The organism is Candidatus Vallotiella hemipterorum (assembly GCF_910593725.1).
GTDB classification, from domain to species: Bacteria; Pseudomonadota; Gammaproteobacteria; order Burkholderiales; family Burkholderiaceae; genus Mycetohabitans; species Mycetohabitans hemipterorum.
The window spans coordinates 964165-981031 of sequence record NZ_OU343031.1; the positions used below are offsets into that span (position 1 = coordinate 964165).

10 protein-coding genes and 1 pseudogene are annotated in these 16867 nt (G+C 40.1%); 1 reads left to right on the forward strand and 10 read right to left on the reverse strand.

The window, feature by feature from the left end; translation table 11 throughout:
* Positions 1-4 precede the first annotated feature (4 nt).
* Positions 5-1405 (reverse strand): glutamate--tRNA ligase, encoded by a 1401-nt coding sequence (gene gltX / locus KW136_RS03320; protein WP_216797137.1) that lies wholly within the window; start codon positions 1403-1405, stop codon positions 5-7.
* 3703 nt (positions 1406-5108) lie between these two features.
* On the opposite strand from gltX, the gene fabI reads away from it, so the two are divergent.
* Positions 5109-5900 (forward strand): enoyl-ACP reductase FabI, encoded by a 792-nt coding sequence (gene fabI, locus KW136_RS03325; RefSeq protein ID WP_216797139.1) that lies wholly within the window; start codon positions 5109-5111, stop codon positions 5898-5900.
* 1664 nt (positions 5901-7564) lie between these two features.
* Here the strand turns inward: fabI and KW136_RS03330 are convergent.
* From KW136_RS03330 to rpmI, 9 genes and pseudogenes are all read right to left on the reverse strand, one after another.
* Positions 7565-8980 carry a 4Fe-4S binding protein gene (locus tag KW136_RS03330; RefSeq protein ID WP_216797140.1) on the reverse strand — a complete coding sequence of 472 codons (1416 nt, stop codon included), beginning with the start codon at positions 8978-8980 and terminating at the stop codon, positions 7565-7567.
* Positions 8977-9822: an FTR1 family iron permease gene (locus KW136_RS03335; protein WP_216797142.1), complete on the reverse strand. Its 846-nt coding sequence runs from the start codon at positions 9820-9822 to the stop codon at positions 8977-8979. The genes KW136_RS03330 and KW136_RS03335 overlap by 4 nt, the downstream gene beginning before the upstream one ends.
* A gap of 32 nt (positions 9823-9854) precedes the next feature.
* Positions 9855-10199 carry a cupredoxin domain-containing protein gene (locus KW136_RS03340; protein WP_216797144.1) on the reverse strand — a complete coding sequence of 115 codons (345 nt, stop codon included), beginning with the start codon at positions 10197-10199 and terminating at the stop codon, positions 9855-9857.
* A gap of 3 nt (positions 10200-10202) precedes the next feature.
* A pseudogene (locus KW136_RS03345) lies at positions 10203-10682 on the reverse strand (iron transporter); the annotation flags it as partial.
* Between the two features lie 1404 nt (positions 10683-12086).
* The gene (locus KW136_RS03350; RefSeq protein WP_216797482.1) at positions 12087-12371 is read right to left on the reverse strand and encodes an integration host factor subunit alpha; all 285 of its coding nucleotides are present in this window, start codon (positions 12369-12371) and stop codon (positions 12087-12089) included.
* Between the two features lie 149 nt (positions 12372-12520).
* Positions 12521-14989: a phenylalanine--tRNA ligase subunit beta gene (pheT, locus tag KW136_RS03355; protein WP_216797148.1), complete on the reverse strand. Its 2469-nt coding sequence runs from the start codon at positions 14987-14989 to the stop codon at positions 12521-12523.
* A 24-nt stretch (positions 14990-15013) separates the two neighbouring features.
* Positions 15014-16039, reverse strand: coding sequence for a phenylalanine--tRNA ligase subunit alpha (gene pheS / locus KW136_RS03360; RefSeq protein WP_216797151.1), 1026 nt, complete (start codon positions 16037-16039; stop codon positions 15014-15016).
* Between the two features lie 150 nt (positions 16040-16189).
* A complete protein-coding gene (rplT, locus tag KW136_RS03365; RefSeq protein WP_216797153.1) occupies positions 16190-16549 on the reverse strand; it encodes a 50S ribosomal protein L20 in 360 nt (119 codons plus the stop codon).
* 28 nt (positions 16550-16577) lie between these two features.
* Entirely contained in the window at positions 16578-16775 is a 198-nt protein-coding gene (gene rpmI, locus KW136_RS03370; protein ID WP_216797155.1) for a 50S ribosomal protein L35, read from the reverse strand.
* Between the last annotated feature and the right edge of the window lie 92 nt (positions 16776-16867).

The window sequence follows — 16867 nt, forward strand, 5'->3', positions numbered from 1 at the left end:
TTGTCTAAGACAAGGCTACCCGAAGCCGTTTGAGTACCGTCTCTCGGCCGAGTAAATATAGAACTGCATCAATAGATGGGGTATGCTTTGCTCCAACCGCTAGTAGGCGTACTGGCATTGCTAGCTGAGGTAGCTTTAGCGTGTAAGCTCTTAATACTACCCCCAATACCTCACTGATTGCAGTTTTTGTCCATGGAATCTCCGAGAGGGCTTCGATAAACTTAGCAAGCGCTAGACGAACAGAATCTGTTAGATATTGTTGAATTTCCTGAGCTGATGGCGCTGGTGCCTGATAAAAAATTACAGCGTCTCTAGCAATTTCCCTCACAGTATTCGAACGGTCTTTCAACAATGAGACGACCCCATCTAAAGGCACCTCCTGCGTCGAATTTACATTAAGTGTAATAAGCATTGGCAACACAAGTGCTGCGAGCCGTGAATTATCAGTTTTTTTTAGATAATACTTGTTTAGCCACTTTAGCTTACTATCGTCGTGTCGTGCCGGCGACTTACCTAGGTGCTCTAAGTCGAACCATTCCACGAATTGTTCTCGTGAGAAAATTTCTGCATCGCCATGAGCCCAACCAAGACGAGCAAGATAATTTAATATCGCCTCAGGCAGATAGCCCTCATCGCGATACCAGCTTACGCTCATCGCACCATTGCGCTTACTAAGCTTCTCACCCTGCTCGTTGAGCACCGTAGGCAAATGCCCGTAGATAGGGGGTGTACCTCCTAGCGCGCGTAAGATATTAATCTGGCGCGGGGTATTATTTAGATGGTCATCACCACGTATTACGTGTGTAATTTCCATATCTAAGTCGTCGACGACGACACAAAAGTTATACGTAGGGGTGCCATCAGATCGTGCAATAATTAGATCGTCAAGCTCATGATTCGAAATCTCGATCCGTCCTTTAACTGCATCATCCCATACCACTGTTCCTGTCAACGGATTATTAAATCGTATAACAGGCTGCACACCAGCGGGTGGGGTTGATAGCAACTGGCCTGGTTTAGGCCGCCAAGTACCATCATAGCGGGGCTTCAGCCCCGCTGCACGTTGTTGCATGCGCAACGCGTCTAGTTGCTCGGTCGACATATAGCACCGATATGCTAAGCCTTGGTGAAGCATTTGTTTAACTACCTCGCGATAGCGGTCTATCCGGCGCATCTGGTAATACGGCCCTTCGTCGAAATCGATCCCCAACCACTTCATTCCATCAAAGATAGCTTGCGTAGCTGCTTCAGTGGAGCGCTTGAGATCAGTATCCTCAATTCGGAGAATAAAAGTCCCCTGATGTTTCCGAGCAAACGCCCAAGAATAAAGCGCAGAGCGAATATTACCAAGATGGATAAATCCAGTAGGACTCGGCGCGAAACGGGTACGTACGGAAGTAATCATTAAAAATGAGAGGATTTAAGGCTTGGCCTAAGGATTTGTTAAAGCATTATTATATTGGTATGCTCTAATTACGAGCAAATAATGTCGGGGAGGATTTATTCAGCCATTATATGCAACTAAATATTATTGCTAGAGTAGCTCAGCAATACAATCCTAGGTCTATCGTGGTTTAGTATCTCCTTACAATTACCCCCTTATTGTGCGTGCGGCTACTTCCCTCGTGTGTATACACTATGATTTCGATTTAATATCCAACTGTTGTTAGCTCAGAATCTTTCGTTTATACTTGCCAGATACAAATATCTTAGTACACTAAAGCTTAAATTAATAATAAATAAACTTATATTTAGAGAGTAGGTGATGTTTTTGATAGAATTCCCGTATTATGGGACGATATCGGAGCTACTACATAAACAAAAAATTAAAGGACTTGTTCACCTGCTAAGCATTAGAGAAACTTATCTTAAAACTACTCGAGCGCCTGTTTTACCAGAAGTACTAAAAACAGCCCTGCGGTGCGCAGCTTTATACTATTCACTACCGAAAATTTTATTAGCTGTTTATTTTTTATTTCCACCCTTTATTTCGTTAGAATAAGCCCTATTTACTATAGCTATTAAAATTCCTAGTAGCACAATAAGATAATAATAGATAATATTAAAAATATTTATAGGCATATTTTATAAATTCTTAGCGTGCAAGGTATCGATAATCATAATCTACTACTATCAGCAGATAAAAATCGGGTAGATAGTTTACTGTTGCTCTTTAATTAATGCCAAACTCCTATAATCTGGTAATCAGCTTTACAAGCTATGTAGCCGAGTTCAGGTTGATATGTGTAGCGTTAGTTCTTAGCACACCATTTATTGGTCTATTGGTTACGACAAAAAATAGATCAGGAGCGAACTGTACCTAAGAGAGTAGTATATATGTTAGAGGTGGCATTATGCGTATAGAAAAAACCCGTTGTAACTCTAAATAATATTACGAACTGGTATGCTGTAATTTGTATCATGCACGCGCCAATATAAATTTCTTAGCACTAGAGTGCTTTAGCGCATAATAAGATGCAATATCTAACAACGTATAAAGTGAGCAGTACAGCACAATTCTTATTTATAAAAGCATGACGTCTGCATCAGTGCCCCATAACTCTTACTGGTGTAGAGGTACTATGTTAGTTAACATATATCTTACCTAGTCCTTACTTGGTCTTTTAAAAATAGATGTATAGATATTCACTAGTCGACATTCAGTATTTATATTTACATTATTCAGCGAAATAATTGATTAACGCCACAAGGCTATGCTAGTCAAACATTGCGGTAATCTGATGTTATATCCTACCTGCCGTATTTATCAGATTACACATGCTTACCTCCCATAAAAAATATTGGGATTCTGGTGCAAGATATGCATCTTGTGATTAATGTGAGCAATCTTCAATGGCGAAAAAATAGAACGTCATCCAGTTATCCGGCATAAAGCAAGCTTAGTTTATTCTAGAAGGTGACAGGGGCATTCTACTAAAATACATGCTTAGACAGCATGCGTATAAATTAAGCAGGAGTATATAATTTTCTTGAGCGAGAGTGGTATCAAGCCGTATTAATATACGGTTTTATACAAACCACTAATAAAGAAAAAGATTTTTTATTGACAATATCACTGCTTATAAATTCCCCTATCAGGGCAGTTACAAACATCTCGATATACTACAGTTAGTTGACAACTGTATCTAAAATACTAGGTGACAGGGCTAGTGATTTTAAGTGACGCCTCCCCGAAACAGTTTTAAAATTATGCGCATCAACGATGAATGCCGGTAATAGTACATCCAGCCAGAAATTAACTAGTCATAAAAATATGACGACAATCTATTTGGGCGTTAAAGCATAGGCCTGGGTATATTATTTATATAAAGCACGCTGGTACCCTCTAAATATGGTTAAAGAAAACATGATCGGATTTCTAAATGTTGAAAGTTCGTATCATAGATGGCCCGTTACATATAACCTATCAAGTAGGTAAAATTTTAGAAAATGCTTGTTAAATAGCGAAGTTTCTTTATTTTTACATTTATTACGTACCGGAATGAGTGTAAACCCTCATGCTAAACTCTAACTGACTAGTTCCCACTCCCTATTCCAGTTGTACACAATCTACTTCACTAGGTTTCCTCTGGGCATAGACTTAATACTCATAAATCAGCTTTAATATATTAAATACATTTAATTAAAAATCAAAGCGCTACAGCATATAATCCAACATGCTGGTTAGATGGTCTAGTGGACTAAAATTCCAATACCAGTCGGCATGAAATTTAATAAACGTTGTATAATACTGATACCTTTGGAAGTATAAGAATAATAGCACCCTAAAATTCACTGCACTAATGCGCACTAGAGCTAGTAGTAGCCTACTATGAATTCTGCGCTATTTTTATTCTAGTAATTCTATATATTAATATACTTACTTTATCTTTGAAGAACTTTTCTTGCCTGAGAAATATTACCTCCTGACGAGTAAGTAGAGCGGCGGTTAGCTCGAACTTCAGGTACAACTTTACAGAAATAGTAAGCCTAGCTCACATCGTGCATAGTACTTTAGCTTAAATGCTATTAAAAGTTTTTATTGCTATGCGCCGCCCCATAAAATGGGGCGAATTTTTATCTGTTGAGGTCGAGTATAGAATTAATAGCAAGAGCAAAATCGCACGTATTCTACTATAAATCTTGCACGTGTAGACCTGCCAATGTGGTCTTAGAACCGCTCCGGGGTTGCTGACTGACAGATAGGAATAACACCTATTAGGTGGTTAAGTGTACTGAACGTTTACGTTCAATTTCCTGTCAAGTTTAGTGACCTTATTTAATAAAGGTTGTATTAATTAATGAGAAATAGTTGGCGATAACACCATCAGGCACTCCCTGATAAAATGATAATTACTATATAAGCTATCTGCGCGGACTCAAATTATAATTACTCTAGACATGCCAGCTGGCTAGTGGCGCTTGCAATATTGCTGCTACGCTTTAACTAAACTCCGTATAGCTACAACTTTGATGTACACCGTGCACATAGTATTTCTTAAACCTATAGCAAATAGGCTCTTGGATGATTAAAGAAAATATGAAATATCCCTGCCACTAGCATAGAACGCTCTAAGTGAATAGTGCCTATCTAAATGTAGCGAAGCTAGTTTAGAAAAATTCTTCCTATTTTAGCTCTTTATAAGAGCACCCTAAAAAACCACTGATGTATCTGCACTGCACGTCATTAGCATCTTAAATCAATACTAAGTCAGCTCAAAAAATGTCTATGACATATAATCAGTATTATTAAAACTTTAAGAATCTATCCGCTAGGATGAGTACCTTAAGGGTAGAGTACCGTCTCTCTAGGTATTCAGATAGATAGTTAAAGTATGAAAACTATGAGTCATACTTCAGCTTACTCTAGTAGGAAAGCTATAGCTTCTATACAGAGCAAGTATCAATAATCTAAAAATACCTAGTAAATTAATAAAATATAATTACGACCGATTTCCAATTTATTTGGGATCATAAAGTTATAAAAACTCTTTAGGGGTTATATTTGTGTGATAATTTTATAAAATCGGGTATCAAACTCGCATACTATATCCACGTAATATGCCATTAATGGTCCGACCAGTATATAACTGACATAGGAAGTATTTATGGGTTTTTTAGCTGGAAAGCGTATTCTAATTACAGGTCTACTATCAAATCGGTCTATTGCATACGGTATAGCGCAGGCCGCATATCGAGAAGGTGCTAGACTTGCCTTCACCTACGTTGATGAGCGCTTTAAAAAACGTATAACTGAGTTAGCTACCCATTTTGGTAGCGAGTTAATTTTTCCCTGTAATGTTACCGATGACTTGCAGATTAATACATTATTTATATCGCTACAGCGGTATTGGGATAATTTAGACGGACTTGTACACTCCATTAGCTTCGCCCCACGCGAGGCTATTTCTGGAAATTTTCTTGACGGCTTATCGCGCGAAGGATTTCGCATTGCGCATGAGATTTCCGCCTACAGCTTTGCAGCTATGGTCAAGGCTGCCGTCCCCATTCTAGGGAGCACCGCGTCTTTACTAACTTTAACGTATCTAGGTGCTGAGCGCGTAGTACCAAACTATAATACAATGGGCCTTGCGAAAGCCTCATTAGAAGCTAGTATACGCTACCTCGCAGCCTCTATCGGACCTCGTGGTGTTCGTGTAAATGGTATCTCGGCAGGTCCGATTAAAACATTAGCAGCAAGCGGTATTAAAGACTTTAGCAAAATCTTACAATTTGTTGAACGTCACTCACTACTGAGACGGAATATAACTATTGAAGAGGTCGGAAACGTATCCGCTTTCTTACTCTCAGAGCTGTCCTCAGGGATCACTGCTGAGGTTATTTATGTTGATAGTGGCTTCAATGCAGTCGCTTGTGGATTGCCTGGCCTAGATGAATGAGTAAAATTATAAAAATAATTTCTAGTTTTACGGAATCTTATTATAAGCTTTCTTATATTACAGATGTTTATTTAACAAGATTAGTTTTAAATACCAAAGCATTGATGCCCGATCTTGCATAGAAAAAACTACGTAATATAGTCATCTATTTAGCGTATACATGTAAAGTAATACCCATATGACTCCGATCCCAATGGGATAATAACTATAGTGGCCATTGTCAGTGTAACACTATACCCGTATAGGTATAGCAATGTTGGTCAACATTATTTACCGTATACAAGCATCTCAACTTCTATTTTTATAGAACGAAAAAAGTATTTAATTAAGTGACATGTGGCAGACTATAAGAGCATCTAGTTATACCATTTAAATTCTTCGATTCGTAAAAATGTATATATAAATCGCTTATGATTAATCTTCATACATTAATTATCATTAATAATATTTTTAAAAATATTTAATATATTTGTATCTTGATATTAATTTATATAAACATTTTTAACAGTTTATTAAAATTAATAGTTTTTTTTCAAGAAAATAGAGATACTACTTATACTACCTCTTTAGTAGGAAGACTATATCAGTCTAATATTTTATAATCTTAAAGTCGTCTAGTAGAATAGAGAGCTTATGTAACATTTAGTGAGTAAGAAATCTATGTTTTATATTTATAGTCCAAAAATTTTTACTTTAATTTTTTTCCGAGCAATAGTAGTCTCACAAAAATACATAGGTACATTTATACATAGCGCCTATGTATACTCCTGGGGTAAAATTTTAACTAATTTAGTTAGATAATTTTTAATGTTGTTGAACAACTTTTTTCTAAAAAGAATACTATATCTACTAAATTAGTATTGTTTAAAGCGCTGTTATAAGGCGCACTCATAGCAGTCCTTTGAAGCATTGTCAATTTTAGCTTAAATCTGGTAACCCCTATAGCATAATAGGACGCAGCCATCGAGAACCATCTTTTTTATATTCTTATTTTATAAATACTAGATATATGTTTTAAGATTATCAAGCTAAAAAAGCTTGCAGTAAGTAATAAATTTATATGACTATCCTGTTTTATTAATATAGGGCGCCTACTTTAATAAATTCAGCATGGAATAAATGACTTCTACATATATTTTATACACTAAACTAATAATTTTAAATAGCGTGTATTGAAGATGGGTAAATAATTTAATCACTATTAGATCCTGTTTATCGGAGAGCCTACTATCTTGAATTCGAATATCTACTCTAGTCTTGAAACGTACTTAACCTATTAATTACTACGCTAAGTCTAAGACTTATTATGGGCAGACTTTATCTTGCATATTATCTAGTTCATTGACTGAATTAAAAGTTAGCATGCTCTACTAGAGCTTGCTATATGAACAGATAACGTCTTTGTCATATAAAAATAAAATTATTATGTTAGCTCTGAGTAAGACGCTAGAAAAACTAATGATAGTAAACAGTATACCGACTCCTAAATACAAGGGATAATATGCTGCTATTCAGGAGTGTTTTGGAGTGTTATTAGGATCGTCTTAAGACGAGCTATTTAGCGTATACTTAACCTTAATGCAATTACCCTAGAACCCGGACCCTTTATGCCCGATAATATCTCTAAAAAGTAGCTATCTTTAGATCGTGGCGTTAACTGCTGCTTAGTTATAGCACATAAGCCACCATGCACTGTCGGCGACAGCTAATGCCGCAATAAAACATAGAAGCGCACCTATACCTCGTAAAACAAAGGTACTAATATGATGCATATGTTTTACAATGATTTTCACTGCGAGATATAGGCTCGCTATATTAGCTACTGTAAGCAGTATAAACCACAAATTTTGTACCCAGCTAACTGATAATAACAAATGCTCAGCTCGAAGCAGCGATACAGTAGTACCCGATAAGCCAAGGAATACACTCATGCCAGCTACCGGGATTAATGCTTGCGTAAAATGGTGGAGACGCAATGTACTCCACCGGCCGAGTAGAAAGTTACCAACTGTAAGGAATCCTAGCAATATTGTGCCGTATAACAAACCAGCTGTGACTATGTAACCGATTACTAAGCCACCGTCTAGCCATGAGAACACATCATTCCGCTCAGGATAGTTCGTAAAAATAAACCACCACACATTAGTCTCTAGCGGCCATAAGATATTATGGTCAATTAACCATTCGGCTATAGATTGTTTAATGAAGATAAATAGTGGGCTAACGCTCCAATGAAACGCACCGTTTGCAATACCGAGCAGCCCATATAAAATTAATGCCGTATCCCAGCGGTTTGCTTCCTTTTCACCTAGCTCAACGATCTCCTGAGCCGGTGAGCGCCATTGTAGCGAGATCGCGTCTCGATAGCCACTGCAACGACCACACATATGACAGGATGATGCTCCTTTCATACTTCGAAGCGGTACTAGGGGTGCGCAGTTCACTGGAATCACTCGTTGGTTACGCTTATTCTCCATGTATGAAAAACGCCATGCATTCCCATCAACCCGATAGCATAGCGGAGCGCATCGAGCTAACAGTGCAAACACACCATTAACCGGACAGAGATACTTACACCATATCCGTTTTTCCCGACCGTATAGTAAACCGATGATAATAGCGGCAATAGTCGATCCACCGAGTACCAGTAGCACAGCCTTTGGATACTGGTATACGCTGATCATTTGCCCATAAATAGTCGTAAGCCCAAATGAGACAAACGGCCATCCTCCCCAGCGTATCCAGCGCGGAATTGAGCGGCCTAGACCGTGCTTGCTAGCAAGCTCAGATAACGCGCCTTCTGGACATAGAATGCCACACCATACACGACCAAATATCACTATTGATAGTAGCACGAACGGCCACCAAATGCCCCACAATACAAATTGTGAAAATACTGTAAGGCTTGACCAGATATGTGCGGTATCATCTGGCAGTGGCATAAGTGGTGGAATAAAAATTAAAATAGCGTAAGCAAATAGGACAATCCACTGTACCCTACGTATTATTACGTGATGGCGCTGCAGCCAGTGACCAGACTTTGTTAAGCGGCTGGTATGCTGAGCGGGCAGTAGATTCATATGTAGTCTCCATGCGCATATGAGAACTGTGGGTTCCGGGTCCGATGTAATAATACCCAGACTACTAACCAGAAGAATATATACGCAAGAAGGTTGGCTAGTGCTAGATGTGCTCGATAACCGGTCAGCGTCGCCACTACTGACCCGACTATACTTGAATCATCTAAGATGCAAGATGTATCCCAAAGCGTATCGATCCCAGTGGGGATAATCTCTTTATCGATTAACTTATCGATGCTGCCTTCAAACAAACCAACACCGAGGAATAAGAGTATGATCTCCGTTACTCGAAAAAATGTCTGCCACGTGAATATCCGACCACTAAGTTGCAGAAGATAAAACGTAATCCACGCAAGAGTCATACCGATGAATACAGCTAGCCATTGTATCCAATTAACATGGCCTGACCGGCCAAATCCTAGGCTATATAAAAAAATCACTGTTTCACTACCTTCTCGAGCACATGCAAGTGCTGCAAGCAGAAAGACACCCCACCAGTTTGAAGTGCGATGCTTTTCAGCTAAAGACATTTCTATATCGCGCTTAAAAGTATGACCATGTTGTCGCATCCATAACACCATCTGTACGATGAGTGTACACGCAAGCAGCATCATCGCCGTCTGAAAATAATCCTGCGCATCACTAGACAGTACTGCGGTAAATCCGACTAGCATAGCTCCTAAGCTAACCGCCGCCAGCAATCCCGAACCCACACCAAACCATAGCCAGAGTAATCCCTGACGTGCAGAAGTATTTCCATTATTCAACCAGGCATGCAAAATACCTATTATAAGCAGCGCCTCAATGCTTTCCCGCCATACAACGAATATAATCTGACTCATCACATCTTCCTTTGCAGGGGCTTAGTACCACATCACCCTGAAACTATTACGCCTTGCCCATTCTGATGGAAATCATCGAAGAACTTATATTTACCTGGCGACAGTGGCGCTATCACGATAAACGATTCAGCGCCTGGCGCTAAGACTTTTTCCTTGCGAAGTTGCATGCTCTCAAACTCCACAGCGCCATGTCCAGTATTGTGCAACTCGATTTTAATACGCTGGTTAGCTGGCACTTCAATACGAGCTGGATGAAACTTGCCGTCGGCTATTTCTAACCGGAACGTCGGTAGGTCTAAAGCGCCAGAGATGTTGCTGAATGCAACGCTCCAGGCGAGCAAACATGCTGCACCCTGAAATTTAAGGGTGTACTTCATCGATTAGTAACCACCTTTTTTACCAATGCCAGCGAATGGAAAGTCGTAGTTTAATTCGAATGGTTTAAACCAAGAACCAACACCAGTTTCTTTATCAATATGTCGACCGAATACTATATGTCCAGTTTGCTCAGGTGGTGCAACAAATAGATTTAAATGATACTTTCCTGGCCCGGCAAGCTTGACATTGTCACCATAGTGCGGACCATCGCTTGCGACCATTGCCATCAGCATACCCTTTTTCATATAGTTTGTTCCAGGCTTTGTTAACTTATAGCCTACTCGAAGATAGGGCATCCAATCACCTTCAGCAAACCCCGTTGGGTTATTCTTAATTACATGGATATCCGCTTCTAGGTGAATATCGGAGTCAGACGCTTTGAGCATCAAACCCTCTGGATCCATTGTAATGGGTTGTAGATATATAGCACCGACTTCCATCCCGCCCCGGATATTTGGCTTGCCAAGTGGATACTCAGCAGCCACTACCTCTGTAGTATTGATTACTAGAGTAAATAATGCCACGGCTGTAGTAGTACAAACTAGCCGAAAATACGCCATTGATATTTTCCCTATAAAATATAGAAATAGAAATAAGAACGATTCTTAATAAGAATCAGTCTATCACCAATATAGTTGTTATCCAATTCTAGATAGACGCTATTTTAGCGTCTATCTATCTATCTCAATGGATTACATATTTTCGCCGCTTTTGCAAACTCCTAGATTATTTATACGCCCTAGTATTTTCTTTTTAAGTTTTGATTTTTTGATTTTTTTAATAGCTTTTACTGCGTGCATCACTCACTGCATACTAGCTACCACATAACACATCACCGATTATATCTTTAATTCGACTAACGTCGCTACACGGCATGATGCCGTTATGCTTATAATAATGGTACCGTTTAGTCTTATCGATTACTCGATGCATTGAATTAGGAATGAAGTAGTATATTTATACAATATTTCGTAGCTATTTTAGTTTATAGATAGTTTTAAAATGTAGGTGGAAGATCGCTATGTATAGCACCTGAAAAATGCCAAGAATAGTGAATAAAGTGCTCCACCGAAAGTAACGAATTTGTCTTATTAAGCGTGTTATTGTGTTTAGTATTCTCTGTAGACACAGCTACTCTTTATGGCCGAAATAAACAAAAGTGTACTTTAATTTTTGGGTAAACATATAGTTTAGCAAGGAACTTGTAACTATTTTTAGTTTAGCTCTGAAGACTAGAGAGTCTATATATGAGTATAAATTTCGAGCAAATTAACCTAATCTATAGGTATAAGAAGAATATACTTCTCCGCTATTTACCTGGCAATGTAAATATAAATATATTGAAATAATTCAATGACTTTGATCAGGTGTCTTTTTAAATTGATATCTGATTGCGTATTTGATTAACTGCGCTTAATAGATGTACTACTAGCGTAGTAACTAGCTGGATAGTGCTATAGCAATCAGTATCTATACCGCTCTGGTATAGAGGGATTTATGCGAGCAGAAGCTTTTGATAGGAGTATGGGGCCGGAATGTGAGAGCAAGATTCTGATAGCCTGGCATCGTATTAAGTTAATTATCAATCTACCGCTTGTATAATAGCGCCTCCTAGATCTACCGGGCAATATATTTCTTTATATTAGCTATAATAATACCAGTTTCCAAGGCGCTTGATTAATCTTAACTATATTAATGCTTACTTCATTAGTGGCTGCATATTACATAGTGCACTAACTTTAGTAATTGGAGCACTTTTTTAGGAACTAGAGAATTTGACTTCTCTCCATCGCAATACGTTTTTTAAATTTATATTTAATACGGGGCTAGTAGGTTTAAGCGCAAGCTGATTATGATTGGTTCATCGTAATTGCACGTTTGTAATACTAAACCCTGACCTGCGCTTTTAATTTTTGACTAGCATGGAATGTTACTACACGCCGAGCTGTAATCGGGATAGACTTTCCAGTCTTCGGATTACGTCCCGGACGTTGTGGCTTGTCGCGTAACTGGAAGTTTCCAAATCCAGATAGTTTAATGTTTTTACCATTTTCTAGCGCATCCCGAATTGCTCCAAAAAACGCTTCGACCATATCTTTTGCCTCTCGCTTATTTAGCCCAACCTGATTGAGTAACAACTCAGCTAGCTCAGCTTTTGTCAACGTTGGCATCTCAGATAAAACTAGATTAACTATCAGTAAGGTTAGTGCTACTTGTTGCACTGCGTTGCGTAAAACAAGGTGCCTCGAATTTAATCGAGTTCATGAGATACTAATTGCATAAAAGTAGTTGTTAGTTTTTTGATCGAAGCGGATTTAATTCAGCTGCGCAATCTTGCGCCAAAAACTTTTGATAAATGTGTTGCCAAAGTTTTAATGGCGAGCGCAATCGTCTCGTCTCGCAGGGGCTTATCAGTATCTTGTAGAGTTATCCGGAATGCAAGACTCTTCTCATCAGCCGATAGCTCACCTAAAATCGTGCCGAAATTGGTTTGCTTAGCATCAAATTTATAATGGAATTCATCGAATAGCACCATTTTTTGCGCGAACCGGAGTGCGTTATTATTAAGCCTAGCTTGCGTAAATTCATCAAGTATAGATTGGACTTCTACATTTCGACGCACAATTACTGAGATATCACGATGCACCGGTGGAAATTTAGAGATACTAGTTACGTTTGGTAAAGCACACGTAACTACCGCATCAGCCTCAATCTCGAACAATACCGGCGTATGCGAAAAATTATACTTTCGTAGTAAACATGGATGTAGATCACCGATCCAACCGATTATATGACCATTAATCTCTATCCTAGCACTGCGACCGGGGTGTAATGCCGGATGTAGGGCTTTAATAAAACGGGGTAAGGTAGGCGCACATAGTGCCTGAACGTCGCCCTTCACGTCAAAGAAATCAACATGTCGTGCCGACACTCCCCATTGTGCGTCAACAACTGGGCCATAAGCAAGCGCGCCAATCATTTTTGGCTGGGCAAAGCTTTTTACTGTTAATTCGCTTTCTTTTACTGACAGATCTTTACGAAATACCCGCCCAACCTCAAATATACGTACACGCGACGCTCGGCGATTTAGATTATACTGTAGTATTTTAACTAAGCTGCCAAATAATGTGGAGCGTATTACCGATAGCTGACTTGAGATCGGATTGAGTAGCGAAATAGGGTGCTCATTACCAGCAAAATCTCTCTCTGACTCAGCGTCGACAAAACTAAAATTAACTGTTTCTGTATAATCACGCGCCGCTAGCGCATGACGCAATGCATGAATGGAGCGCTGCCCCCCTTTCATAACCCGTATTTTACTTGCTGCTACCGGTAGATTTAAAGGAATCTTTTCGTATCCCCAGATACGGGCAATCTCTTCAATTAAATCTTCTTCGATCTCGATATCAAAACGGTAAGTTGGAGGCGTTACAATAAACTCGTCACCGTCTGATAAGCGCTTAAACGATAGATTTAAGCGCTTGAAAATGCTATCAACCTCATTAGAATTAAATGGAACGCCAATAATCCTGTTTGCTTGTGATACTCGCATTGAGACAGGTTTACTCTGTGGTAGATTAATAATCTGATCTTCTACTGGACCCGCGTTGCCACCACAGATTATCGTAATTAAGTATGTCAAGTACTCAATGTGTTCAACAATAGTTGCATAATCGACCCCTCGCTCGAAGCGATATGCCGCATCAGTCAAGATATTATAGTGGCTAGCTCGTCCGCGAATGCTATCTGGCCACCAAAATGCCGCCTCCAAATAGATATGCTTTGTCTTAAACGTTACCGCTGTATTGTCACCGCCCATAATACCAGCCAAACTCTCCACGCGTCCCTGATTATTGGCGATTACGCCAACTGTTTCATCTAGGCACACTGTATTGCCATTAAGCAATTTCAGTGTTTCTCCACGCCTTCCCCAACGTACGTGTAAGCCGCCATTAATTTTATCTAGATCAAATATATGTGATGGACGCCCAAGCTCAAGCATCACATAGTTTGAAATATCGACTAGCGCTGAAATGCTATGCTGGCCTGCTTGTTCCAAGCGTTGAACCATCCATAAAGGCGTACTAGTCCGAGGATTAATATCTCGGATTACTCGGCCAGAAAATCGTCCGCAAAGCTGAGGAGCATCAATGCGAACTGGCAAGCTTATATTGCAAGTAACTGGAACGAGGTTGTAAAAGACGGAGTTAAGTCGTGCACCGGTAAGTGCAGCCGTCTCGCGTGCAATACCAAATACTGATAAGCAATCAGACCTGTTCGGTGTCGGCTTAATCTTAAAAATTATGTCACTAAGTTGCAACACGTCACGGATATCACATCCTATCGGGGTATCCTTTGATAGAATCAGTAATTCACTATAGTTGTCTGATAATTTTAGTTCACCAGCTGAACATAGCATTCCCTGGCTTTCGAGGCCGCGCAACTTTAATGGTTTAATCTCGATGGGCTCACCACCCTCTTCCTTAGGCGGTAATATTGCACCGACTAACGCTGTTGGTACTTTAATATCGGGTGCCACATTCGGTGCACCACACACGATTGTTAATTCCTGCCCCGTACCAACATCAACTTGGCAGAGTTTTAGATTATCTGCATTCGGATGTCTAATAACTTGAAGTACTTTTCCAATAACAATTTTTGATGTCGGCGGTACCACTGGCAACAGTGCCTCAACTTCGAGACCCGCCATCGTCAGCAGACGCGACAGCGCATCAGTCGATAATTGTGGGTTAACAAAGCTTCTTAACCAGGATTCGGCAAATTGCATAAAGTGGTCAATAAAAAAATTGAATTAGATAAATTGACGAAGAAAACGCAGATCACCATCGAAAAAAGTACGCAAGTCGTCTACACCGTAGAGCAGCATTGCTAGTCGGTCAAGACCACTGCCAAATGCAAAGCCAATATAGCGCTTGAGATCAAGCCCCATATTACGCAACACGTTTGGATGTACTTGTCCAGCCCCAGAAATTTCGAGCCAGCGCCTAGCGTTTCTGCCATACTCGAATCTTATATCGATCTCGGCGGATGGTTCAGTAAATGGAAAGTATGATGGACGAAAACGCACAAGGATATCGTTTCTTCCAAAAAAATTTTTTAGGAAGTCTGTGTAGACTCCTTTTAAGTCTGCGAAACTAATATTTTTATCGATCCATAGCCCTTCAACCTGGTTGAACATTGGGGAATGTGTTGAACTGCTATCAACACGATAAGCGCGCCCAGGGAAAATACTTTTGATTGGTGGATTTTTCATCCGCGCATACCGGACTTGCATTGGGCTTGTATGTGTACGCAGCAATAATGCTTTACCCTGCTCGTCTTTGACGTCTAAATAGAAAGTATCCTGCATCGAGCGTGCGGGATGGTTTTCTGGGCTATTTAGCGCAGTAAAGTTATACCAATCAGTTTCTATTTCAGGGCCATCGACTACATCGAAGCCCATTGAATTAAAAATCTGCTCGATTCGCTCCCAGGTTTGCATTACTGGATGCAAACTGCCTATACCTGAGCATCGCCCGGGCAGCGTTACATCAACCGCCTCTTCCTCTAGGCGCTGATTCATTAAGGCATCGGCAAACGCTTGTCGCCGGGCGTTTAGTGCTATCTTAACTTTCTGTTTAGCAGCGTTAATAAGAGCACCTTCGCTTTTCCGAATCTCCGGCTCTAGCTGCTTACTTAAGCTTTTGAGCAATTTCGTTAATGCACCGGCCTTGCCAAGAAAGCGCGCTTTTTCATTTTCGAGCGTCACGGTGTCTGCGGCATTGGCAAAAGCGCGCTGTGCATCAGTGACAATACGCTTAAGATCAAGAGATCCCATAATTCCAACGTTTGTCTATAAATAAAAGACGTTCAGCCAAGAAAAAACGGGGGCTCTAGCAAAAGCCCCCCGTTTTAGCCTTAGAATTTCAGGCAGCTCGATCTGCGAAATACGACCAAACTGGTTGGGTATTAAACATTATTATTGCGATTAGTGGGCAACAGCAGCTTTTACCTGACTTACAATAGTAGAAAAGGCCTCTGTATCGAATAGCGCTATATCAGCAAGCACCTTACGATCAAGCTCGCTTGATACTTTTTTTAGGCCATTCATGAACATGCTATAGGTAATACCGTGTTGACGCGCTGCTGCATTGATACGTGCAATCCATAGGCGCCGAAAAAGGCGCTTTCTGTTTCGGCGATCGCGGTATGCGTACTGACCGGCACGCATAACCGCCTGCTTTGCAATCCGAAACACACTATTTCGACGACCACGATAGCCCTTCGCAAGGTTAATAATCTTTTTGTGACGGGCCCGTGCGGTAACCCCACGTTTAACTCGCGGCATATTTATCTCCTATGAGTTCGATTTAGAGTTACGCAAACGGCATCATTGCACGAACAGAACTAATATCTGACGCATGAACATCTGTGCTGCCACGCAGGTGGCGCTTGTTCTTCGTCGTTTTTTTCGTTAGGATATGACGCTTAAAGGCTTGACCACGCTTCACGGTTCCACCCGGACGCACGACAAAGCGCTTAGACGCACTTTTTTTGGTTTTTATCTTAGGCATTACTACCACTCCAGTTTTTATGGATACAGGTGTGCGGCTAAAGATTTTACCCTTACAAGTTCTAAGAACCACCTATAGTTTTCGTATGTGAT